Annotated in this window: 15 protein-coding genes; 8 read left to right on the top strand and 7 right to left on the bottom strand. The window is 61.1% G+C overall.

Annotated features, from left to right (window positions below; genetic code table 11):
• Position 1: 1 nt before the first annotated feature.
• The 5 genes from kdpA (at position 2) to MOP44_RS07500 (ending at position 7,023) form a co-directional block, all read left to right on the top strand.
• The gene (kdpA, locus tag MOP44_RS07480) at positions 2-1,792 is read left to right on the top strand and encodes a potassium-transporting ATPase subunit KdpA (protein WP_260795372.1); all 1,791 of its coding nucleotides are present in this window, start codon (positions 2-4) and stop codon (positions 1,790-1,792) included.
• 28 nt (positions 1,793-1,820) lie between these two features.
• Positions 1,821-3,950, top strand: a complete 2,130-nt coding sequence (kdpB, locus tag MOP44_RS07485) for a potassium-transporting ATPase subunit KdpB (protein ID WP_260795374.1) — start codon at positions 1,821-1,823, stop codon at positions 3,948-3,950.
• 24 nt (positions 3,951-3,974) lie between these two features.
• A complete protein-coding gene (locus MOP44_RS07490; RefSeq protein ID WP_260795375.1) occupies positions 3,975-4,715 on the top strand; it encodes a potassium-transporting ATPase subunit C in 741 nt (246 codons plus the stop codon).
• Positions 4,716-4,796: 81 nt separating this feature from the next.
• Complete coding sequence (locus tag MOP44_RS07495) at positions 4,797-5,897, top strand: histidine kinase (protein ID WP_260795376.1); 1,101 nt, start codon at positions 4,797-4,799, stop codon at positions 5,895-5,897.
• The gene (locus MOP44_RS07500) at positions 5,872-7,023 is read left to right on the top strand and encodes a histidine kinase (RefSeq protein ID WP_260795377.1); all 1,152 of its coding nucleotides are present in this window, start codon (positions 5,872-5,874) and stop codon (positions 7,021-7,023) included. The genes MOP44_RS07495 and MOP44_RS07500 overlap by 26 nt, the downstream gene beginning before the upstream one ends.
• Positions 7,024-7,042: 19 nt before the next feature.
• Here the strand turns inward: MOP44_RS07500 and cydB are convergent, their stop codons facing one another.
• The 3 genes from cydB to MOP44_RS07515 all read right to left on the bottom strand — a co-directional run bounded on the left by cydB (position 7,043) and on the right by MOP44_RS07515 (position 11,868).
• Positions 7,043-8,083 carry a cytochrome d ubiquinol oxidase subunit II gene (gene cydB / locus MOP44_RS07505; protein ID WP_260795378.1) on the bottom strand — a complete coding sequence of 347 codons (1,041 nt, stop codon included), beginning with the start codon at positions 8,081-8,083 and terminating at the stop codon, positions 7,043-7,045.
• Positions 8,084-8,107: 24 nt separating this feature from the next.
• Entirely contained in the window at positions 8,108-9,457 is a 1,350-nt protein-coding gene (locus MOP44_RS07510) for a cytochrome ubiquinol oxidase subunit I (protein ID WP_260795379.1), read from the bottom strand.
• 152 nt (positions 9,458-9,609) lie between these two features.
• The gene (locus MOP44_RS07515) at positions 9,610-11,868 is read right to left on the bottom strand and encodes a GH92 family glycosyl hydrolase (protein ID WP_260795380.1); all 2,259 of its coding nucleotides are present in this window, start codon (positions 11,866-11,868) and stop codon (positions 9,610-9,612) included.
• Between the two features lie 63 nt (positions 11,869-11,931).
• On the opposite strand from MOP44_RS07515, the gene MOP44_RS07520 reads away from it, so the two are divergent.
• Positions 11,932-13,272 carry an alanyl-tRNA editing protein gene (locus MOP44_RS07520; protein WP_260795381.1) on the top strand — a complete coding sequence of 447 codons (1,341 nt, stop codon included), beginning with the start codon at positions 11,932-11,934 and terminating at the stop codon, positions 13,270-13,272.
• A gap of 9 nt (positions 13,273-13,281) precedes the next feature.
• On the opposite strand, the gene MOP44_RS07525 is transcribed toward MOP44_RS07520, so the two are convergent.
• Positions 13,282-14,397, bottom strand: a complete 1,116-nt coding sequence (locus tag MOP44_RS07525) for an SIS domain-containing protein (RefSeq protein ID WP_260795383.1) — start codon at positions 14,395-14,397, stop codon at positions 13,282-13,284.
• Between the two features lie 133 nt (positions 14,398-14,530).
• Between MOP44_RS07525 and MOP44_RS07530 the strand changes: the two genes are divergently transcribed.
• Complete coding sequence (locus tag MOP44_RS07530; RefSeq protein WP_260795384.1) at positions 14,531-15,604, top strand: metallophosphoesterase family protein; 1,074 nt, start codon at positions 14,531-14,533, stop codon at positions 15,602-15,604.
• Positions 15,605-16,238: 634 nt separating this feature from the next.
• Here the strand turns inward: MOP44_RS07530 and MOP44_RS07535 are convergent.
• From MOP44_RS07535 to treS, 3 genes are all read right to left on the bottom strand, one after another.
• Positions 16,239-17,054, bottom strand: a complete 816-nt coding sequence (locus tag MOP44_RS07535; RefSeq protein ID WP_260795385.1) for a hypothetical protein — start codon at positions 17,052-17,054, stop codon at positions 16,239-16,241.
• Positions 17,055-17,129: 75 nt separating this feature from the next.
• The gene (locus MOP44_RS07540; RefSeq protein ID WP_260795386.1) at positions 17,130-18,323 is read right to left on the bottom strand and encodes a hypothetical protein; all 1,194 of its coding nucleotides are present in this window, start codon (positions 18,321-18,323) and stop codon (positions 17,130-17,132) included.
• A gap of 28 nt (positions 18,324-18,351) precedes the next feature.
• Complete coding sequence (gene treS / locus MOP44_RS07545) at positions 18,352-22,173, bottom strand: maltose alpha-D-glucosyltransferase (protein WP_260795387.1); 3,822 nt, start codon at positions 22,171-22,173, stop codon at positions 18,352-18,354.
• A gap of 394 nt (positions 22,174-22,567) precedes the next feature.
• Here treS and MOP44_RS07550 point away from each other — a divergent pair, with 394 nt between their 5' ends.
• Positions 22,568-23,611, top strand: coding sequence for a glycosyltransferase family 4 protein (locus MOP44_RS07550; protein ID WP_260795388.1), 1,044 nt, complete (start codon positions 22,568-22,570; stop codon positions 23,609-23,611).
• Positions 23,612-23,627 lie beyond the last annotated feature (16 nt).

Below are 23,627 nucleotides of genomic sequence, written 5' to 3' on the forward strand. Positions count from 1 at the left end.
CATGACTTGGATTGGCATCGCACAGATTCTTACTTTCTTCGTCATCATTGTCGCCATCACGAAGCCAATTGGAACCTTCATGTTTCGTGTCTTCGAGGGCCAGCGCACATTTCTTCATCCAGTACTGGGGCCCGTGGAGCGCCTGGTCTATCGGGTTAGCGGCATTCGAGAAAACGAAGAGCAGACCTGGGTACGCTATGCGGCGTCGCTGCTCTCACTGAGCATATTCAGTTTTCTGTTCGTGTATTTTATCCAGCGGTTACAGGGCTTCTTGCCCCTGAATCCCATGCACTTCTCAACGCCGCAGGCCCCGGCGGGCGCCACGCCGATGACGCCCGACCTCGCCATGAATACGGCAGCCAGTTTCATGACCAACACCAACTGGCAGTCGTATTCGCCCGACACAACGATGAGCTATCTGACGCAGATGGCGGCGCTCGCCGTGCAGAACTTCGTGTCGGCGGCGGCGGGCATTGCGGTTGCGGTGGCACTGATCCGCGGATTCGCGCGGCACACCACGAAGACCATCGGCAACTTCTGGGCGGACGTGGTGCGCTGCACGGTTTACATCTTGCTGCCTGTTTGCATGCTGACCACGCTGTTCTTCGTTTCGCAGGGCTGCATTCAGAACTTCAAGGGACCGGTGACCGCACAGACCCTCGAAAACGGGGCGCAGCAGGTTATCGAACAGGGGCCGCTGGCGTCGCAGCTTTCCATCAAGATGCTGGGCACGAATGGCGGCGGATTCTTCAATGCCAACTCCGCGCACCCTTATGAGAATCCCAACCCGGCGTCGAACTTCCTGCAGCTGATCCTGATCTTCTCGTTGGGCGCTGGATTGACTTACATGTTTGGCAAGGCGGTGAAAGACACGAGACAGGGTTGGGCGATATTTACTGCCATGTCTGCGTTGTTCTTTGTCGGCGTCTTCGTCTGCTACTGGGCAGAGCAGCGCGGCAATCCATTGGTGACGAAGATGGGCGTGGCGCAGACGTACGACAAGAGCCAGCCCGGCGGCAACATGGAAGGCAAGGAACTCCGCTTCGGCATTGCGCAGTCGACGCTGTTCGCGACGGTCACTACGGACGCGAGCTGTGGCGCGATCAACAGCTGGCATGACAGCTTTACGCCGCTTGGGGGCCTGGTGCCGCTGTTCAACATCCAGACCGACGAGGTGATCTTCGGCGGTGTTGGCGCGGGGCTCTACAGCATGCTGCTCTATGTGATCATCGCGGTTTTCATCGGCGGATTGATGGTGGGGCGCACGCCGGAATATGTGGGCAAGAAGATTGAGCAGAAGGAAGTGAAGATGGCCATTATTGCCGTGCTGGCCACGTCCTTGTGCATTCTCCTCTTCACCGCGCTCAGCTCAGTCGCTCCGTTCGCAAAGGGCGGCTACTGGAATGCGCCGGGTGCAGCGGTAGCGAACACCAATAACAACGGCGCGCATGGACTCTCCGAGATCCTCTATGCGTACTCAAGCGGCGCCGGCAACAACGGCAGCGCGTTCGCGGGAATCAACGCAAACACGCCCTGGTACAACCTGACGCTTGCGCTCGATATGCTTGTGGGCCGCTTCCTCTTCATCATTCCGGCACTGGCTATCGCAGGCAGTCTCGCCTCAAAGAAGCTAATCCCTGTAACTAGCGGCACTTTGCCGACACACGGCACGCTGTTTGTGGTTCTGATTCTCGGCACAGTAGTGATTGTGGGCGCACTGACGTACTTTCCAGTGCTTTCGCTTGGCCCAATCGTTGAGCACTTCCAGATGCTCAACGGGAAGCTGTTTTGAGCTGGCTTAAAGAACAAGGAGCTGACAGATGCCGACTATGACGGTGCCGACGCAAGAACACAAGCCGGAACAGCGCGAGCATGATGGCGCAGCGCTCATCTCGAAAGGCGTGCGCGCGCGCCCTCTCTTCGATCCGGAGATCCTGAAACGCGCGATCAAGGAGTCGTTCGTAAAACTCAACCCGATGGTTGTGGCAAAGAATCCTGTGATGTTCGTGGTAGAAGTGGGTGCCGCGCTTACCACCGTTTTCGTTACCAAGGACGCATTCGCCAAGACCGCAGATACGTTCTTCGGCGTGCAGATTGCCTTGTGGCTGTGGTTCACGGTTCTCTTTGCGAACTTTGCTGAAGCCATGGCCGAGGCGCGCGGCAAAGCGCAGGCCGATGCGCTGCGCAAGACCAAGACGGATGCCATAGCGCACAAGATTCTGCCGAACAACAAGTTCGAAAAGGTGCCGGCATCCTCATTGCGCGCGGGCGATACAGTCTATTGCGAGGCGGGGCAGATCATCCCCGGCGATGGGGAGGTCATCGAAGGCATCGCCAGCGTGGATGAGTCGGTGATTACCGGCGAGAGCGCGCCTGTGATTCGCGAGTCTGGCGGTGATCGCAGCGCGGTTACGGGCGGCACGAAGGTTCTGTCCGATCACATCACCATTCGCATCACGTCGAACCCCGGCGAGACGTTCCTCGATCGCATGATCGCGCTGGTAGAAGGGGCGGTGCGGCAGAAGACACCCAACGAGATCGCGCTGAACATCCTGATCGCCGGACTCACGCTGATCTTCCTTATGGCGGTGGCGACGCTTCCGCCCTTTGCGAAGTATTCGATTGCGGCGGTCGGCGGAGGGGTCGCTCCCAGCGTTGCGGTCCTCGTATCGCTCTTGGTGTGCCTGATTCCGACAACGATTGGCGGACTTCTATCCGCGATCGGGATCGCCGGCATGGACCGCGTGATGCAGCACAATGTTCTGGCGATGAGCGGAAAGGCCGTTGAGGCCTCGGGCGACGTGAACACGCTGCTGCTCGACAAGACAGGCACTATCACGCTGGGTAACCGGCAGGCGGTTGAGTTCATTCCGGTGGACGGGGTGAGCGCGACGGATCTTGCCGATGCGGCGCAACTCTCAAGCCTCGCGGATGAAACTCCCGAAGGCCGCTCGGTTGTGGTGCTCGCGAAAGAGAAGTATGGCCTGCGCGGGCGCGAAGTTGCGGAGCACGAGGCGCACTTCATTCCCTTCTCCGCCTACACGCGGATGAGCGGCGTGGACATTGACGGGCGGCAGCTGCGCAAGGGTGCGACAGAGGCGATCGCGCAGTTCGTAGTGAAGGCCGGCGGTGTTGTGCCGAAGTCGCTTACAGAGGCGTCGGATCACATATCGCGGCACGGCGGTACTCCGCTGGCTGTGGCCGACGGCGCGAGGGTGCTGGGCGTAATCCACCTGAAGGACATCGTGAAGGGCGGCATGAAGGAGCGGCTTGCTTCGCTGCGGACGATGGGCATTCGCTCCGTCATGATCACTGGCGACAATCCGCTGACTGCAGCTGCGATTGCACAGGAAGCCGGTGTGGATGACTTTCTGGCACAGGCGACGCCGAAGGACAAGCTCGAGTACATCCGCAAAGAGCAGGCCGAGGGAAGGCTCGTCGCTATGACGGGCGACGGCACCAACGATGCTCCTGCGCTTGCCCAGGCCGATGTGGGTGTCGCGATGAATACGGGCACCATGGCGGCGAAGGAAGCCGGCAACATGGTGGATCTCGACAGCAATCCGACGAAGCTGATTGAGATCGTTGCCATCGGCAAGCAGTTGCTGATCACGCGCGGATCATTGACGACATTCTCGATTGCGAACGATGTGGCGAAATATTTCGCGATTATCCCGGCGATGTTCGCGGCAATTTATCCCGAGCTGAACAAGCTGAACATCATGGGACTGCATTCGCCTCAGAGCGCGGTGCTCTCGGCTGTGATCTTCAACGCGGTGATCATCATCGCGCTGGTGCCGCTCGCGCTGCGAGGTGTGCGGTACAAGCCCGTAAGCGCCGGCCAGATGCTGACGCGCAATCTGCTGATCTATGGGCTGGGCGGAATCATCGCGCCGTTCCCGGGAATATGGTTGATCGACAAGCTTTTGGCCGCTCTGCATCTGGCATAGCAAGGGCATAAGAGGAGAAGAGAGATGATTAAGGAACTTGGACCGGGATTGCGCTTGATGATCGCATTGACTATCCTGACGGGCCTTATCTACCCCGTGGCAATGACCGGCGTCTCGGCAGCGATCTTCCCGAAGCAGGCGAATGGAAGCCTGGTGACGCAGAACGGCAAGGTTGTAGGGTCGAGTCTGATTGGGCAGTCGTTCACAAGAGCCGACTACTTTCATCCGCGGCCTTCGTCGGCGGGCACAGGATACGATGCCACCAACAGCCTTGGCTCGAACCTTGGCCCCACGAACGCCAAGCTGCTGTACGGGACGACGAAGATGGACGACAAAGGCAAAGAGATCGTCGACTTTGACGGCCTGCAGGATCGTATCGTTCACTATTGCCTCGACAACAACATTGCGTTTACGTCCTCGGCACCTCTCGACGGATTCAAGGACGGGCAGGGAAATCTGGATGACGTCAGGCTGATCAAGGCCTTTAACGATGCGAAGAACCCCCTGGTAATTACGCCGAAGACTCCGATTCCTTCTGACGCGGTGACTGGTTCGGCATCGGGACTTGATCCGCACATCAGTCCGGCGAACGCGGAGCTGCAACTGGGGCGAGTGGCAGCGGCGCGCGGCGTGGAGGCGGGCCAGGTTAAAGCGCTGGTCGCGGAGGCGACCGACAAACCCGCGCTTGGCTTCATCGGAGAACCTGGAGTTAACGTTCTGATGCTCAACATCGCGCTCGATCAGAAGTTTCCTGCGCACAAGTAACCGCAGCGTCTCGAACCACGGGCCAGAATGCCATGCATTGAATGCTGTCAGCAACGGAAGGGCTGGATACAATACGGACACATGTTCGATGACTCACGCCGTCGTACTCCCGATGAGTTGCTGGCGGATATCGAATTGGAGGAACGCCGGAAGCAGCGCGGAAAGCTGAAGGTGTTTCTCGGATATGCCAGCGGCGTCGGGAAATCATTCCAGATGCTGGATGAGGGCCGTCGCCGAAGAGAGCGCGGCGAAGACGTCGTGGCATGCGCGCTACAGCCGGATTATCCGGAGGATGTTCGCCGTATCATCGAACACCTGGAGGCCATTCCCACCATTTCCAGCTGCGGAGCGGAGGCGATCGACGTTGCCTCAGTCGTAGAACGCCAGCCTGAGGTGGTACTCATCGATGGCCTTGCGTACGACAATCCTGCCGGATGCACGAATGCGCACCGTTGGCAGGATGTAGAGGTGCTGCTTAAGACGGGCATATCGGTATTGACGACCGTCAATGTGCAGTACCTCGAGAATCTGCAGGACGAGGTTGAACGGATCACCGGGAAGCGCGCTCGATACATCATTCCCCGCGAATTCCTGAACAATCTGGCCGACGAAATCACGGTGGTTGACGCGCCTTCAGAAGAGAGTGTCCTGGGCGGAATCGAAGATACTTCAGCGCGGCTTGCCGAAAAGCACAAGCTGTCGCGGCTGCGGGAACTGGCACTGCTGGCTGCGGCTTCAGTAGTCGATCGGCAGCTCGAGAGCTATTTGCGCTCGCAGGGCACTGAGCAGACGTGGGGCGTGCAGGAGCGGATTCTGGTCTGCGTCACAGATGAGTTCGACGCGGCTGAGATGCTGGAAAGTGGCCGCCGCAACGCGGATCGATTTCAGGGCGAGTTCTTCGTATTGCATTGCCGGTACAAGCCTGTTTCGAAGGAAGGGCGTGAGCAGCTAGAGAGGAATCTACAGCAGGCGCGCCTCCTCGGAGCCGAGGTATTCACGCTGGTAGATAGTGACGTGGTGACTGCGATCCTGGACTTCGCGATGCAGCGGGGAGTGACGCAGATTTTTGTTGGCCGCAGCGATGCGCCACGAGGCTTTTGGACGCGTGTGCGCGGTAACCTGGCGGTTCGGCTGATCAGGGCCGCGGAGGGGATCGATGTCATCGTTTACCCACACAGGTGATCCCAATCCTCGCGAACCGGCGCGCGCACGGCGCGGAAGGCTTCACTTGTACCTCGGCTATGCCGCAGGCGTAGGCAAGACCTACCGGATGCTTGAAGATGCGCAGGAGCTCTCCCGACAAGGGAAAGACATCGTGGTCGGTTACTTTGAGCCTCACGGACGCAAGGACACGATCGCGAGAACTGTAGGGCTGGAGATGATCCCAACGCGCTCCACGACCGTGGCCGGCGCGGTGTTTCAGGAGATGGACACCGATGCGATCCTGCAGCGCAATCCGGCCATCTGCATTGTGGATGAGCTGGCGCACACGAATGTGCCGGGATCGGCTCGCGCGAAGCGATGGGAAGACGAACAGGTGCTGCTCGATGCGGGGATCGATGTGATGTCGAACATGAATATCCAGCATCTCGAGAGCCTGAATGACCACATCTTCCGCATCACCGGCATCCGCGTGCGCGAGACCGTGCCCGACTGGTTCATCAAGAGCGCCTCTGAAGTCATCATGGTCGATGCGACGACGAACGCGTTGATGAACCGACTGCGTCGCGGAGTGATCTATGCGCCGGAAAAGGCGCAGCGTGCGCTGGAGAACTTCTTCAAGGAATCAACGCTCTCGGCGTTGCGCGAACTTGCGCTGCGACAGGCTGCGCACGAGCTCGAGTCGCGGGAAGCGGTCGAGTCACCTGGAGCGCGCGAGCACGGTCACGTTTCCGTTACAGCACATCCGCGCCGTGATCGTATCCTGATCTTCCTTACGCCCGGACCGTCTACGGCGATGCTGATCAGACGGGGGCGCCGCATGGCTGACTACCTGGAAGCTGATTGCTTCGCTGTATGGGTTTCATCCCAACGCCGCCGCGATGACACACGCGCGCGCGAAGAGATGGAAAAGCATCTGAACTTCGCGCGCAATCTTCACATCGAGACGCGCGTGCTCGAAGGGGCCGATGCTGCCGGAAAGATCATCGACTTTACGCATCGCAACCAGATCACGCACATTCTCGCCGCCCGGCCGCCCATCCGGCCATGGGACCACTTGGCTACCGCTGATCCCGTTCTGCAGCTAGTGGAGAAGGCGCGCGATGTTCGCATCATCGTGGTCGCCGATCGACGAAAGCGCTCCTGATCGAGCCCGAGAGGGCGGCTTAGTGGCCGCCCTCAGTTGCGTCGGCTTTGCCGCGGAAGCGGCTGTAGACAAAAACCACGTAGCCCACAGCCAGTGTCATGCCGAAAATCCACCACGCCAGTCCCACAGCCAGCGTATGTGGGCCGCTGATAGCGCGATCCAGCGTGATATCGGGGCCGGAGCCAGCGGTCGCGGGCAGCAGCGTTGGATAAAGTCCCCAGCAGGCCCCCGCGAGCATGAAGAACAGGTAGACGCTTGACGAAAGGAACGCTCGCACCGGTTGCGCTTTGCGGTTGAAGAAGAGGATTCCGACGAGCGAAGCAATCACGCCAACCGGCACAATGAACGTCACGGGGTAGCGGTAGTAGTTATCCAGCGTCTGCGGTCTCACCGCCATCGTTGCGATCAGGCTCACCACCGTCAACGCGGCCAGCACCATCCACAGCGGACGCACGATCCGCCGCGCCCGAGCTTCCAGTTCGCCTGACACCTTGATAGTCAGCCACAGCGCGCCGTGAAGCGTGAGCGCGACGAGCGCGACGAGTCCTCCGATGACCGTGTACCAGTCGAGAATGCCGGGATTCGCACCAGGCATCCAGTTGGTCCAGAGCGGGAGGAAGAAGAAGCCGTCGGCCTGCAGGGGCACGCCGCGAATGACGTTGGCCAGCGCCGCTCCATAGAAGATGGCGAGCAGCGCGCTGGCGATGCCGAACAGGCGATCGAGCAGTGTGTGCCACACGCCGATGTCGAGGTGATTGCTGAGCTCAAGGCTGATGCCGCGGCCGATCAGCAGCCAGAGAACGATCATGAGTGGCAGATAGAAGCCGCTGAACGCCGACGCGTAGAGCAGGGGAAACGCGAAGTAGAGCGTGCCGCCGCCGGCCAGCAGCCAGACTTCGTTGCCGTCCCACACGGGGCCGATGGAGCGCAGGGAGACTTGCCGCTCGGCCTCGTTTTGCGGCAGAAAAAGATGCAGAACGCCAACGCCGAGATCGAATCCATCGAGCACAACGTATCCAACGATCATCACCGCTACCAGCCAGAACCAGATGAAACCCATCGTTTCTCTCCTCGCGTCGTCCGCTTACATTCCCGCCGTGTGGACGGGCTCGGTAGTTGTGGCTGCGCCCAGACCGTGGCTGATTTCGCGATACACCAGCACCGTGAACAGCAATCCCAGCAGCGCGTAAAGCCCCATGAATCCCAGCAGCGTGAACAGGCCATTGCCGGCCGACACCATGTGCGAGAATCCTTCGCTGGTGCGCATCAGCCCATAGATGAGCCAGGGCTGACGGCCAAGTTCCGCGGTCATCCAGCCGGCGGTGTTCGCAATATACGGCAGCGGGAAGCTGAGCAGCACGGCCCATTGCACCCATCGAGCGCTGTAGAGTTTTCCTCTCCACAGCAGGAAGGCCGAGACGAACATCAGCAGCAGGAACCACGTCCCGAGGCCGGCCATGATGTGGTAGGCGTAATAGAGCAACGGCTGCGCGCCGGGCCATTGATCGCGCGGAAACTGATCGAGTCCCTGCACCTCCGCGCCGGTTGTTCCATAGATGAGGAAGCTGAGCACATTGCCGATGACGATGGGGTTGTCGATGCGGCCGGTTTCCGGATTGGGCTGCCCAATCAACACGATGGGCGCGCCCTTCTCCGTGTGGAAGAGTCCCTCCATCGCTGCCATCGCGACGGGCTGGTGCTTCGCGACATACTTGCCGTGCAAATCGCCTGTCGGGAAGATGATGACGATGGAGGCAATGAGACCGGCGACCACTCCCACTTTGAGGAAGATTTTGCCGAACTCCTGGTTGCGTCCTTCGAGCAGGTAAAACGCACCCACGGCCGCCACAACGAACGAGCCCGTAACCACGGCGCCCGTCATGTTGTGCATGTATTGGAGGAGCGCCCAGGGGTTCAGCAACAGTCCCCAGAAACTCGTCACCTCATAGTGGCCATTCACAACGTTATAGGCCACGGGGTGCTGCATCCACGCATCGGTGACGATGATGAAGAAGCCGGAGATCCACGAGCCGAGCCACACCATCACCGCGGAGAACCAGTGCATGCGCTTTGAAAGCTTGCTGCCACCGTAGAGGAACAGGCCAAGAAAAGCCGACTCGAGGAAGAAGCTGAACACGCCCTCCATGGCCAATGGTTGGCCGATCACTCCCCCAGACACGCGCGAGAACTGCGCCCAGTTGGTTCCGAACTCGAACTCCATGGGGATGCCGGTCACCACGCCGAAGACGAAGTTGATGCCGAAGATGCGTCCCCAGAAGTGCGCGGCGCGATCCCATGCAGGATTGCCCCTACGTAGCGCCACTGTTTTAAGCACCACGATCAGCAAGCCGAGGCCCATGGTGAGTTGCGGGAATAGATAGTGAAACGTAACGGTGAATGCGAAGTGCAGCCTGTGGATCAACTCAGCGGTCATTGGCGATTCCTGTTGTTGGGTCCTGCGGCAGCAGGCCGGGAAGACAAACGCCCTCGGCCGGCTTGGGAACTCCGGACGGCGTAGGGAAACCTCGGCTACTTTATATATGCAGCAGGCGGTGAGCAGCGGTGATTTAAGTCACTCGCAAGGCTTTATTTCGCGACAGGTGTATCGCTCATTTGAAAGCGAATCCGGGCGCCGTTCGCCAGCGCCGCATGGTCGATGGCAACAGAACGATGCTCAGAGCTATTCACCGTCACGGAGTTCACATAGGGAGTCTTCGCGCTATTCGATGGCGAGTCGATATCAAGTGTCTTGCCATTGGCAAGATGAATGGTCGCATGCGGGAAGAGCGGGCTGCCCAGCGTGTACTCGGGTTTGCCAGGGCACACCGGATAAAATCCAAGCGCGCTCAGGATGTACCACGCAGCCATCGACCCCGTGTCCTCGTCGCCGCTGAAGTTCGCAGGCGAGTAGGCTTCGTTCAGCACGCGCCGCACCCAGTACTGCGTGCGATCAGCGCGTCCAGCCGCGGCAAACAGATACAGCACGTGGTGCACCGGCTGATTGTTGTGCATGTACTGGCCGAAGGGCAGAGCGGCCATCTCTGACATCTCGTGAATCTCCTGCCCGTAGACGCCGACGTGAAACGTGGGAGGCAGCGCGAGCATCTTGTCCAGCTCCGCCGCGAACGCTTTGTCGCCACCCATTGCGGTAATCAGGCCGGGCACGTCGTGCGGCACATTCCAGCGGTGCTGCCAGGCGGCGCCCTCTTCGTAGGGACTGCCCCACTGGAAAGGATCGAACGGCGTAAGCCAACTTCCGTCCTGATTGCGGCCGCGGAAGAATTTCGTCTCGGCATCGAAGATGTTGCGCCAGTTTTGCGAGCGCTTGAGGAACATCGTCGCGTCATCCTGCTTCCCCAGCTTTGCCGCAATTTGCGCAATGCAGAAGTCGCCGTAGGCTGCGTCCGCGGTTTCGGCAACGGACTGCTCCACGTGATCCGCGGGCAGGTAGTTCATTTTGAGGTAGTACTCAATTCCCTGCCGGCCATAGCCCTTGTCCGGATTGCCGGGCTGGGTGGCGTGCTTGCGCAGGCCCTCGTAGGCCGCCGCGCGATCAAAGCCGGCGATATCTTTCATGACTGCATCGGCAAACAGCGAATCGATCAGGCTGCCAGACATGCAGGCGCGATATCCGGGCGCGGGGAACTGCGGCATCCATCCGCCTTCGTGATAGGCGTTGACCCAGCCTTGCAGGATTTCGCCGAGACGTTCGGGAAAGACGAGCGACATGAATGGATACCACGCGCGGTATACGTCCCAGTACCCGTGATCGGCGTACATCACGCCCGGTTCGACTTTGCCGTTGAATGCGCTGTAGTGATGCGGCTTTCCGTTCTCGTCAGGCTCGTGGAATGTGCGCGGGAATAGTAGCGCGCGGTACATGCAGGAGTAGAAGGTGCGCCGCTGCTCGTCGCTGGCTCCGCCGATCTCGATCCGGCCCAAGTGTTCGTTCCAGATGTCTGCGGCGCGGGCGCGTAGCTCTGCCGCCGGCCAGGCGCCGAGCTCGAGGTCGAGATTGCGGCGCGCCTGTTCGAAGGAGATGAAGGAGGTGGCTATGCGGGCTTCGATGGCCTGATGCGCGGCCTTGAAATGCACAATGACGACGCGTGCGCCGTGGATTTCTTTGACGTCGAAGGTATCCCAGGGGTCCTTGAAGTAGACGGTGTAATACGCGGCGAAGTTTTCGGGGACGCCTCCGGAGTTGGCGCGGGATTCGAAACGGAGGAAGCGCTTCGAAGGGTCGGGCACGATTGAGCCGGTGGCGCCCGGAATTTCGATCATGAGGCCAGGCGCGGATCCATCCGGAAGGTTCGCTCTGAGGAGGCAACAGCGAGTGGTGGGGACAAGCTCGACATCGGCCTCGCAGCGCAACAGCTTCAGCCGCAGCGAGTGCGGTGCGAGCATGGCCTCCTCAGGTCGATAGGACGATGAGCGCGCATCGGGCTCGGGCTTAGCCTCGCCGGAGAAGGGCATGAAGATCGCGTGACCGTAGTCCGACAGCCACGGGCTCAACTGGTGCGTGCACCGAAACCCCTGGATGCGCCGGTCGCCCGGTTGAAACATCCACGCCGAGTTGCTGCGCGACTGCAGTGTCCAGTGCGCCATGCCGAACGGCAGCGCCGCGATGGGCAGTGTGTTGCCGCGCGAGAAGTAGTAGTCGGAGTCCGTGCCCTGAAGAATGTTGACCAGGCCGGCCAGATCGGTCGGGCGCTTTGGATCGGAGCCCTGTGCCGCTGCCGTCCCCGTGTTCGCTTGCTCAGCCGTCGCCTCAGTGTCAACCAGCGCTGCACCCACCGCCGCAAGGCTCGAGGCCTTCAGGAAATTCCGCCTGCTCTGTTCAAACATCTCGCATCCCCTGGTAACTACCTCTCCAGTGAATCACACGGTACGTCGCGCGCAATAAACTGTATGCGGGCTGATCGCCTGCTTTCATCCGGCGCGCTGCAAGAATCAGCCGAGAAGTGCAGTTGGAGATTAAAGACTTTGCAACAAACAGAGCGGCTTTACTATTCCGATTCGTTTCTCAAGACGTTTGCCGCCGAGGTGACCGGCGTTCGTGAGCTCGCGGGCAACACCGGCGATACCGTCTGGCAAATCTCTCTGAATCACTCAGCGTTCTACCCCACCAGCGGCGGACAGCCTTTCGATACGGGCGTGCTGCGAACGCCCGATGGAGCAGAGACCCCAATAGAAGAGGTAGAAGAGGATGAGCAGGGCGCTGTCTGGCACTTTGCGCGCACACCGCTCGCAGCGGGTGCCCATGTCGAAGGTCAGATCGACTGGCAGCGCCGCTTTGACCACATGCAGCAGCACACAGGGCAGCATCTACTGTCTGCGGTCTTCGCGCGCGAACTCAAGGCCGGCACAGTCTCGTTCCATCTGGGAGAGAAGATCTCCACCATTGATCTGACCTGCGCCAATCTGCCTGAGCACAGTCTTGAACGGGTTGAGCAGATCGCGAACGAAATCATCGCGGAAGACCGGCCGGTCACAACAAAATACGTGTCCGCCGAAGAGGCTCAGGCCCTGCTCGCCGCGGGTGACCTCCGCAAATTGCCTGAAAGGGCGGGCTCCATCCGTCTCGTCGACATTGCCGACTGCGACCTGAACGCCTGCGGCGGAACCCATGTTCGTTCCACCGGGCAGATCGGCGGCCTGCAGATACGCGGAGTGGAGAAGGTCAGCCGCGGCGTGCGTGTCGAGTTCCTCTGCGGATTCCGCGCAATTCGCGCCGCTCGCGCCAACGCCGCCATCCTGGACGAAACCGGCGCCCTGCTTTCCACCGGCGCTCCAGAGCTGCCCGCAACCGTTGCCCGGCTGCTGGCGGAAGGAAAAGCCGGAGCGAAGGAGCGCCAGAAACTGCGCGAAGAGCTGGCAGTTTTTCACGCCGAAAAGCTGGTTGCAGAGGCGCCGCTCGCCGGCGGCATCAGGGTGATTGTGCGCGAGTTCAAAGATCGCGATCGCGATTCTGTGCGGTTGCTGGCGTCGCGCACCGCGGCAGCGGCGGTCTCAACGGCCGTGATTCTCTGCGCGAATGACGCCGATCCCGTGCGCGTGTTTCTGGCGCGCAGCCGTGACCTCAACTTCGACTGCGGCCGTATGCTACGGGAGGCTCTGGCCCAACTGGGCCTTCGCGGAGGAGGCTCGCCCGACATGGCCCAGGGTGACGTACCCCGGGCCATGTCCTCAACCTTCCTTGATTCGTTGTCCGCGTCGGTTCGCAACGCGGCCGTCGACAAATCGAAATAAAGCTGGAGGCTACAACTCGATGACGGCCTTTGAGAGGTTGCGCGGGCGGTCGACATCGACACCGTGCTCCAGCGCCATGTAGTAGCTGAAGAGCTGCAGCGGGATCACTTCCATGATGGGCAGGAGGTACTCGCCGGCTGCCTCGATCTCGATTGTGTCGGTAGCCAGCGCGCGCACCTGCTCATCGCCGGTGTTGGCCAGCGCGATGACACGCGCACCCTGCTTCTTCATGTCGTCAAGGAGCTGGAGTGTCTTCTCGTAGCGGAGCGTTGAGTCTTCGTTGCCGCGATCCACCGTGGCCAGCACTACAAGGGGGACATTCTCGCCCACCAGGGCATTGGGGCCGTGCTTGAGTTCGCCCACGGGATAGCCTTCGGCGTGCACATACGAGGACTCCTTCATCTTGAGCGCGCCCTCGCGGGCAATGGCGTAGTGAATGCCGCGACCCAGATAGAGGAATGTGCTGGCATCCGCGTAGGCGCTCGCCAGGCGCTGAGCCGTGGCGCGCCAATTCTCGAGCTGCCGCTCGATCTGCGCGGGCACAGCTTGCAGTTCGCGGAGCTGGCGATCGGCCTCGGCCGCATCCATTGCGCCGGTTTCACGGCCCATAAAGATCGCCAGCAGATAGAGCGCGGTCAACTGGCAGGTGAAGCTCTTCGTCGCGGGAATCGCCTTCTCCGGACCGGCCGCCAACACCATGGCTGCGCCGGCTTCGCGCAGCATGGAGCTGCCCGGCACATTGGCAATGGCCAGAGTGTGTTCGCGGCGGTCACGCGCCTGCCGAAGGGCCGCGAGGGTGTCAGAAGTTTCACCCGACTGCGAGATGACCAGCACCGAGGGGTGGCGAGGATTAGCGGTGCCGCGGCAGCCCCACTCGCTGGCGTACTCCACGTCCACGGCGAGCCCGCACAGGTCCTCGAACAAGATCTCTGCGGCGAGTCCCGCATGTCGGCTCGATCCGCTGGCGGCGATCAGCACTTCGCCGCGCGGGTTCAGCCATGAGGCCATGGGGGCGAAGGCGTCGCCCTTAAGCGCGTGTCCGCTGGTGTAGAGATCGAGGGTCCGGCGGATGGCGTCTGGCTGCTCGAAGATTTCGCGGAGCATCGCGTGCGGGAAGTCGGACATGGGATACACTCCTGCGGAGCTCTCGAAATTGGGCCTCAATTGCTCAGCAATCTGATTATATTCAGCTGAAGTGATCTCATGCAGCTCATCAGGATTTAACTCCGAAGCCAGCCGCGCAATTTATGCTGTGGGCATGTCGAAGCTCAAGCTTCCCCTCGTGCTTGCGATCTCCTGCCTCTTGATGACCCCGATTGCCTTCTCCCAGAGCTCCGCTTCCACGTGGACATTTGCCGTTTCCGGCGACAGCCGCAACTGCGGCGACTTCGTCATGCCGGCCATTGCCGCGAAAGTGAAGGCGGAGAAGGACTCCTTCTACTGGCACCTGGGCGACTTCCGCGTGATGGGCAAGGAGCCGGACCAAGATATGGCGTCTATGCAGCCTGCTGGGAAGAGGCTGACCGCGGACGAGTATTACAAGACAGCGTGGGATGACTTTCTTGAACATCAGATGGCGCCGTTTGCGCCCTTGCCGGTGTTTCTCGGACGTGGCAATCACGATACGCATCCGCCGATGACGCGCGACGGCTACACCATCAAGTTCTCGCGCTTCCTCGATCGGCCGGAAATCGCTGAGACGCGGAAGAAGGACGGAACGGATGCTGCACCGGTTGGGCCCTGGTATCACTGGGTGGAGAATGGCGTGGACTTCATCACGCTCGACAATTCCACCAAGGACGAGTTCACAGACGAGCAGTTGCGCTGGCTGCGCGCGGTGCTCGACCACGACCTCGCGCCGGGCTCCGGAGTGAATGCGATTGTTGCCGGGGCGCATGAGGCGCTGCCGCACTCCACAGGTGCAGAGCACGCGATGGACGACTGGGAGCTTGGCGAGCGCACGGGCGAAATGGTCTACCACTGGTTCTACGGGGCGCAGGCGGCGGGCAAGCACGTGTACCTGATCGCAAGCCACTCGCATTACTATTCGCCGAACATCTACGACACTGCTTACTGGAAGCAGCACACCACCAAGGTTGTGCCCGGGATGATCATCGGGTCGGCCGGGGCGCATCGTTATGCTCTGCCCAAGAGCGCCAAGAAGGGCGCGAAGACCATGATCTACGGCTTCGTGCAGGGGACCGTGCATCCGGATGGGACGATCGACTTTGCGCTGAAGGAACTGAGCGAACAGGATCTGATGAGTGCGAAGTGGCCGAATGCGCCGGCCGATGCGATTCACGAGTGCTACATCCACAACGGCGATGAGTAGGGCCTACTTGGGATTCCGGATCGATTCAGTCCGCAATCAGAGCAAGCAAGTTGTTGATTCTATTAGAACCGGCGGGGGAGGGGGGTGGGGGGTAAATGAGCCTACGCCAAAGCCCAATGTCCCTGTCGAAGCTAGTAGCCCAGTTCCCTCAGGGGGGGTGGGGGGTAGGGGGGTGCCCTTCAAGACCCGAATGCCGGACCGAGGCTGATCGCCTAAGTCCGGCAGGAGATGAGTATGCGTCAGTAACATCGGCGGATTCTGTGCGGACGATCACGGGGCAATGTTCATGAGCGAAGCCCAGGATCGCAAGGCCGCAAGTGATCTGCAGTTTGTTTCGCGACCTCGCCCCTTGACCAAGGCATCTCCATAGTCGCTGTGTCCGGACGGGGGCTGAAGCCCCAATTGAGTTTGAGGGGCGCGCATGCGGGCTGCCTAAAGGCAGCCCCTGATACAAGACCTGTTCCGAATAGGCCTTTTCAGCACCTGTGAAGCCGTGCCCTCTCAAAACATTGGCCTCGGTGAAGTTTTTCCGAGTCCTGTGAAGCCCGCTTTCCAATCCAGGCAGCATTCGGGCTGATCAGCCGCTAATGCGATGCAACGGGCAGGAGCGGGACACAGCTACCCGGAGATTTCTCTAGAAATGCCGGAACGTCTCGGTTGTTCCGGGGCCCGGCGGGATATTTGGAATGACCGGGTGCTCGGAGGCGCGCTCCACGCCGCGTTCGAGGGACCTTGTGACAAGATCGCGTGAACCGAGGCCCACTGCCAGGGCGAGCGTGAGCACGATGCCGCCGAAGAGAATTCCAAAGGCCAATTCAACAATGCGGTCGCCGATCTCGAGGTGGTCGAGCACCATGGCGGCGGTAAGCACCAGCACGAGCCACTTCACCCCCAGCGACAGGAAACGCGCGTAATGAAGCTGCGCGTTGACGGCGCTGATGAGTACGGAGCGGGCCAGGAATCGCGCAATCAACAGGCCAGCCAGCAGGACAATCAGTGCGCCGATGGCGTGGGTGACATAAGGAAGCAGCAGAATGGGCACGTTGGAGGCGCTTGAATAGGATGCGTCAAACGCCGATACGCCGATCAGCAGTCCAAGCAGAACACAGGTCCAGAACGAAGCGCGGGCGAACAGTTCGGTCGGTGAGCTGGAAGGTGTCCAGTCAGATCGATTGCGTGTCAGCCGTTCATCGAAGCGAACCCAGACCAGCAGCCTGCGCATTACTGCGGAGATGGCCATGCCGAGCAGAGTGAAGATAACGACGGCGAGAAAGAACGCGACAATTCCAGGTAGAACAGCGATGAGCAGCCCGAGTACGCGATAGACAGAGTTCTGGAGCGAGCCAGTGATGTGGTGCCAGACGGAGGCATTATCGGAGTAGAGCGGCGGGTTTGCCTCGGCTAGCCCGCGAAGAAAGGCAATCGGCAAATCAGTTGAGGGAGTCGGCACTTGAGCCTCCTTGAATCTGTGTTGCGATTAACCGGCTTGAAACGAAGTCGAGCATGGGCAGAGTACTCAGTCCGGTCACGGGTTAAAGCGGTCAGGCCAGCGCCAGCGTGAGACCAGATATGGTTTGTCGGCGTCGAAGGCGGCCGCGACAGCCTCGATATGGCGTTCCGGATTGCCGCCAGAGGCCGTGACATTGATGTGTCCGGCCACCCACGCAAGGTAGAGCGGAATGAGGGCTCCCATGAGGTGGCCGCGGTTGATGGTGCGCAGACGGAAGGCGATGAGGAAGTCGTAGACAATGCGTGCCCAGAGATTCTCCGGCATGCGGAAGCTGGCAGGATCCATGAGCGAAAGGCGTTTCAATCCCAGAAGGGAATGTGGCGGCAGCACTAGCGACCAGATCTCCTGGAGGTTGCTGTACGCCAGGCGGAAGCGGTCGACCATGGAGGCAACATCGGGCGGGTTTTCGGCGTTTCTGTTGGATGCCGGGGGAGCGACGCGGGCTGGCGGGAGGCGTCGCGGACGCTGCCAGAACGCGGCTTTCGCTTCGAGATCGGAAAACAGGGAGCCGGCAACGGCCGCCAGTATGCTGCGGATGTCAGGATCGGGCGGCTGCGGAGTGGCGCGAAAGCCTGCGTCGACCTCCAGGAGTGAATATCCGGCGATGACGGCCTCGGAAACCGGCCACAACATGGCGTCGTCCTGGCCGATTGCGTTATAGCGCTGGGCTGCGCTGGCCATGCGGTCGGCCATGCGCAGGCTGAATCCCAAGTCGATAGCTACAGGGAAGCGCGCGCGTGTGGCGAACAGAGCGCGCGTGAGCGGGTAGAGGATGGCCGAGTTCACCAGGCCGGAGTTCGCGGGCAGATCGTAGTGCGGCAGCACCAGATCGGCCGAGCCGTTCATGGCGGCTGAGGCCAGCCGCCCCAGGGCCGCCGACTCAAGCGACGCACACTCCGGTCCAAGCACGAGGACTGCGCGTGCTTCGTGCTTGCGCGCCAGTTCGGCTGCGTTCGCAAAGTCGGCGGCAGTCAGGGTCCAGGTGACACGCGTGGGCGGCGCCTCGACGATGCGCATGGTGGCCAGAGTCTCGCCACCGGCCCCGTTCTGGGCTGCAACCACCAGCTCTTCCGGCGGGACGACCGAAGCGAGGCGGCTGAGAGTGCTCTCCAGCTGGTCCTGCGGCAATGGCGGGAGAAGGGCCAGAAGCGCATAGCCAGCGGGCGTCTGCGGTCCGGACAGGTCGGGGATGGGATCTGCTGTCGCCATAAGTATCTAACGGATGCGCACAGGGCCTTTACAAATGTAGGATGCCGGTCAGCGGAATGCGCAACCATGCGGGCCGGTTATCGAGCTCGTAGAGGACCTCATACATGCCCTTCTCGAGAAGGTACGCCCGAAGAAGATCCTGCGCGCGCCCTTCCGGCGGTAGCAGCTCGGGACGAGTGGCCATGGTCTTGCGGTAGGCCTGGAGAAATGCAGCCACGGCGGCCGATTCCCAGGCACGTGACCACTGCATCAGGTTTTCTGCCGCGCCGTCACGGTCAGGATGAGCGCTGCGGAAACGATCCAAGGCTGAAAACGCTGCATACGAAAACGAGCGGACCATGCCCGCCACGTCTTTCAGGGGCGACTGCTTACGGCGGCGCTCGGCCAGTGGCCGGGCCGGCTCGCCTTCAAAATCAAGCATAACGAAGTCACCGCCTGGTTGCGAAGCATTCGGAGCAGTCCGCAGGGTTTGGCCGAGGTGGTAGTCGCCGTGAATGCGGAACTTCTGGCCGGCTGCCTCGCCCGTGAAGATGGAGCGCGCGCGAGACAACAACTCGCGGCGGCGCGAAAGGAGCTGTGCCGCATCGTCGGCGATGTCTTCCGGGAGGGAAGCGAGCTTGCCCTTCAGAGCATCGGAAGCCGACCTGATCTGCTCTTCGATACGGAGGGCGTCGCGGTTCAGGTCTTCGGGCGTGAACGGCTCTGCGATGAAGGCCGAGTCGTCTGCAGGGGTGGCGAGGGCCAGATGCATCTCGGCGGTGCGGCGACCGAGTAATGCTGCGGCTTCTAGGGTCGCACCAGTGTTTTCGCTCAATTCGGCCGCGGGCTCGGTATTCGCGGTGAATTGCGCTGGGGCGGAGGTTGGCGCGGGGATGGAGATAACTCGCGAGAAGAAGTCGGAGAACTGGTCGAGGAACCATTGCCAGCCATCTCCCTCGTTTTCGACGAGGCCTTGCATCATCGCCACGGTTGTTTTTTCGCCCGCTGAGGGGATGATGTTGATCTCGCCCAGAAACGGGGCGATGTGCTGGAAATGCGTCGCTTCGGTCAGGAAGCGGCCGATCTCGACATCGGGGTTTTCGCCCGCCTGGAGCCGGCGGAAGAGCTTGAGGATGATCTGCTTGCCGTAAAGGATGGACGTATTGGACTGCTCGGCCGAGCCTACGCGGGCGGGCAGGTGCTGATCGCCGCGCGCGGACTCGAAGGCCCTGGATGCTTGCGCGTGAAGGAATCCGGCACGCGGTTTGAAATTGCCGGCTGAGGGTGACTCGCGCGGCTGGTGGCGCTGCGTGTGTCCTGAGGGAGACGTCGTGGAATCGGACCGCGGCGGTGTGGCGGCTTCTCCGGGCTGCGTAGTGATGGGCAAGGGCTCAACCGGCACGCCGGCGAGGGGGTGCGGTGTAATGTTGTCGCCGTCGTGCTGAGGATGAGGCGAGGGCGGTGCGACTGCGGGGTTTGCCGGCTCGGGGAACACCTCATGGGGACGCAGGTGCACCATGCCGGGTCCGGGCGGGTTGTGTGTTGCGCGATCGGGGTGGGCAAGCAGCTCGTCGGCTTCGCCGGTGGCGGCTGCTTCGCGGGCGGAGTGGCCTGTGGATGCTGCGGCGAGCGAGGCCGCCACTTCAATAGCAGCGGAGTGGAGCGTGGACAGATCGAGTGAGCCGTTGCGTTCGATGAGCGAGAGAAGCAGCTGGCGGAAGTCTTCGCGCACGGTTGCGTCGTGCAGAATGCCCTGGCCTACCGGCGTGGCCATGGTGGTCACGACGCTCAGCGGGCGTTCGGCCGCGGTTTGTTCGGCGGCGGAGCCGGTGCTGAATGCCAGCGGGACCTGATAGACATCGCAAGAACCTTCGCCGTAATTCACTTCGACGTAAAAGAGCGCCGGAGGAATGGAGCTGTCGGCAGGCAGATCGCCTACGGGCAGCAACTCGGTATTGGCAGCGATGGCCGCGGGGAGTTCGGCCCAGTCGAGGACCTTCACGTTGACGATCTTGCGGGTCTTTGCGCCGAACCAGCGCTGCCGGGGAAGCCACGCCGGGATTGCGGTTTCGAGGAGCGGAAGGCCGTGGCCAGCGATGAATCCGGCCCAGCCCTTGGTCAGGATGTCGAGCGCGGCGGGCTCGTGTGCGGCCATCTCCTGGGGCGATTCAGAGAGCAACTCAGGCAGCGAGTCGATCTTGGAGGCGGCCGGCTGCAATTCCAGCCAAAGGAACGAGTAAGGGGCGAGCGACAAAGCATAGGGTTCGCTGGTCACAGTGGGGAACTGCACGTAGCCGATCATCTCAACCGGTTCCATGCCGACGTACTGGGACAGGTCGAGCGAGACCGGCTGCGCGAAACGGCTGAGGTTGGCGACGCAGAGGATCGTCTCATGCGTGCCATCGCCGAGATCGAGATCGCGGATATAGGCCAGCACCTTGCGGTTGGCGGGATTAAGGAATGTGAGCGTGCCCCGCCCGAAGACCTGGAAGAGCTTACGCAGCGCAATCATGTTGCGCGTCCAATGCAGAAGGCTCGACTGATCGCTGAGTTGCGCCTCGACGTTCACGACCTGGTAGCCGTAGATGGGGTCCATGATGACCGGGAAGTAGAGGCGCGCGGGATCGCACTTGGAGAAGCCCGCGTTGCGGTCACCGGTCCACTGCATGGGCGTGCGCACGCCGTTCCGGTCGCCGAGATAGATGTTGTCGCCCATCCCGATCTCGTCGCCGTAATAAATGATGGGCGTGCCAGGGAAGCTGAACAGGATGGAGTTCAGTAGCTCGATACGGCGGCGGTTGTTGTCGACCAGGGGCGCGAGCCGACGCCGGATGCCGACGTTCACGCGCATGCGCGGATCGGCCGAGTAGGCGAAGTACATGTAGTCGCGCTCGTCGTCGGTGACCATTTCGAGCGTGAGCTCGTCGTGATTGCGTAGGAAGAGGCCCCACTGGCAGTTGTCGGGAATGGGCGGCGTCTGCGCCATGATGTCGGTGATGGGCAGACGGTCTTCCTGACGGAGCGCCATGTAAATGCGCGGCATTAGCGGGAAGTGGAATGCCATGTGGCACTCGTCGCCATCGCCGAAGTAGGGGCGGACGTCGGCGGGCCACTGGTTGGCTTCCGCAAGGATCAGGCGATTCGCGTAACCCTCGTCGATGGCGGCCCTGATCTGCTTGATCATTACGTGCGTTTCGGCGAGGTTTTCGCAGTTGGTGCCGTCGCGCTCGACGAGGTAAGGGATCGCGTCGAGCCGCAGGGCGTCGACGCCCATGTCGAGCCAGAAGCGCATGGCCTTGAGCACTTCTTCCATTACTAGCGGATTGTCGAAGTTGAGGTCAGGCTGATGGGAGAAGAAGCGATGCCAGTAGTAGGACTTCGCGACATCGTCCCAGGTCCAGTTCGACTTCTCAGTATCAGTAAAGATGATGCGTGCGTCTTTGAATCTCTGGTCGGTGTCGGACCAGACGTACATGTTGCGCTCGGGGGAGCCCGGCGGCGCCTGGCGCGCGGCCTTGAACCAGGGGTGCTGGTCGCTGGTGTGGTTGATGACCAGCTCGATCATGACCTGCATGCCGCGCTGGTGGGCTGCGTCGAGAAAGGCTTTGAAGTCGGCGAGGGTTCCGTAAGACGGGTTTACGTCGACGTAGTTGGCGATATCGTAGCCGTCATCGCGCAGGGGCGAAGGGAAGAATGGAAGGAGCCAGAGGCAGGTTACGCCGAGTTCCTGCAGGTAGTCGAGGCGCGACATGAGGCCCGGAAAGTCGCCTATCCCGTCGTTGTTCGAGTCGGCAAAGGCGCGCACGTGAATCTCGTAAATGACGGCGTCTTTGTACCAGAGGGGATCGAGTGCGCTGGCGAGCTTTTTCACGTTCTCTTGCTTCTCCGGGCGGGGTTGAGTTGAGGAAGGGCTGCGAGCATCAGGCAGTGCAGGCCTGGCCGCGACGCGGGCGGATTGCGTGGCGCTTCAGCACAACAGGGCCCTGATCCTCATCATCTTAATGGGAAGGCTAACGGTGCCCAAAGGGGCGATGACGCAACTGCACGCAGATTCACCGGGAAGCCGGGCGTCGGTCCAAGCCATGTTGCTAGAGATGCAGCCAATGGACGCGGGGGTTACTTTACCAATCGCACGGTCAAGGCAGTTCCCTACCGCTCTGTGAAACAGCGTCGATGGCAAGCCGAGACTGAAAACCACATTTCCGAGGCCAACGCGCATCCATGCAATCGACCCCCCAAGCAATGGGGAAAAGGGAGAGCCCCCGGTGAAGATTGCCCAAATTGCGCCTCTACAGGAAAGCGTTCCTCCGCGTCTCTATGGTGGCACCGAGAGGGTGGTTTCGTATCTAACTGAAGAGCTGGTGCGTCAGGGGCATGATGTGACGCTGTTTGCCAGCGGGGACTCGAAGACAGCGGGCAAGTTGAAGGCGATTTGCCCGCAGGCGACGAGGCTCTCGAAGCAGGAGATTCCGCGGCCGCTGGCGTGGGATGTGTTGCAGGCTGAGATTGTGGCGCAGGAAGCGCACAAGTTCGACGTGATCCACTCGCATGCGGACTTTCTGATGTTCCCGCAGATACGAGACAGGCAAATTCCGGCGGTGACGACGATGCATGGCCGGCTAGACATTCCAGACCTGTTTCCCCTGTTCAAAGAATTTAATGACATGCGGCTGGTGTCGATTTCGGATGCGCAGAGGGCGCCGATGTCGTGGGCGAACTGGGTGGCTACCGTTCATCATGGGTTGCCGGAAAAGGCGTTCACAGCGCGTGAAAGCAAAGGAGAGTACCTGGCATTTCTGGGGCGCGTGTCGCCAGAGAAGGGTTTGCCGTCGGCGATACGCATTGCAAAGATGACGGGTCTGCCGCTGCGGATTGCGGCAAAAGTAGATCCGACGGACCGGAAGTATTTCGAGAAGAACGTGAAGCCGTTGCTGAACGATCCGCAGCTCGAATTCCTTGGTGAGATCGGGGACGACCAGAAGTGCTCCTTTCTTTCGAACGCGCACGCGGTGCTTTTTCCGATCAATTGGCCGGAGCCGTTCGGGCTGGTGATGATTGAATCGCTGGCATGCGGAACTCCGGTCATCGCGTTTCCAGGCGGAGCGGTGTCGGAGATTCTGGAAGACGGGGTGACCGGATTCATTGTCCGCAACGCGAAAGCAGCCGCGGAGGCCGTGAAGCGCATCCCCACGATCAGCCGCAACCGATGCCGTGAGGTTTTCGAGACGCGCTTCAGTACGCGCCGGATGTGCGAGGACTACGTGCAGGTTTACGAGCGGATTGCGGAGCAGGCGCGGGTTGCTGCTTAAGGGGCGGAACCTGCAG

The organism is Occallatibacter riparius (assembly GCF_025264625.1).
GTDB classification, from domain to species: domain Bacteria; phylum Acidobacteriota; class Terriglobia; order Terriglobales; family Acidobacteriaceae; genus Telmatobacter; species Telmatobacter riparius.

Excerpts from the sequence above, each read along its gene's own strand:
- kdpA (WP_260795372.1), top strand. The coding sequence starts at position 2 with ATGACTTGGATTGGCATCGCACAGATTCTTACTTTCTTCGTCATCATT.
- kdpB (WP_260795374.1), top strand. The coding sequence starts at position 1,821 with ATGCCGACTATGACGGTGCCGACGCAAGAACACAAGCCGGAACAGCGC.
- MOP44_RS07490 (WP_260795375.1), top strand. The coding sequence starts at position 3,975 with ATGATTAAGGAACTTGGACCGGGATTGCGCTTGATGATCGCATTGACT.
- MOP44_RS07495 (WP_260795376.1), top strand. The coding sequence starts at position 4,797 with ATGTTCGATGACTCACGCCGTCGTACTCCCGATGAGTTGCTGGCGGAT.
- MOP44_RS07500 (WP_260795377.1), top strand. The coding sequence starts at position 5,872 with ATGTCATCGTTTACCCACACAGGTGATCCCAATCCTCGCGAACCGGCG.
- cydB (WP_260795378.1), bottom strand. The coding sequence starts at position 8,083 with ATGGGTTTCATCTGGTTCTGGCTGGTAGCGGTGATGATCGTTGGATAC.
- MOP44_RS07510 (WP_260795379.1), bottom strand. The coding sequence starts at position 9,457 with ATGACCGCTGAGTTGATCCACAGGCTGCACTTCGCATTCACCGTTACG.
- MOP44_RS07515 (WP_260795380.1), bottom strand. The coding sequence starts at position 11,868 with ATGTTTGAACAGAGCAGGCGGAATTTCCTGAAGGCCTCGAGCCTTGCG.
- MOP44_RS07520 (WP_260795381.1), top strand. The coding sequence starts at position 11,932 with ATGCGGGCTGATCGCCTGCTTTCATCCGGCGCGCTGCAAGAATCAGCC.
- MOP44_RS07525 (WP_260795383.1), bottom strand. The coding sequence starts at position 14,397 with ATGTCCGACTTCCCGCACGCGATGCTCCGCGAAATCTTCGAGCAGCCA.
- MOP44_RS07530 (WP_260795384.1), top strand. The coding sequence starts at position 14,531 with ATGTCGAAGCTCAAGCTTCCCCTCGTGCTTGCGATCTCCTGCCTCTTG.
- MOP44_RS07540 (WP_260795386.1), bottom strand. The coding sequence starts at position 18,323 with ATGGCGACAGCAGATCCCATCCCCGACCTGTCCGGACCGCAGACGCCC.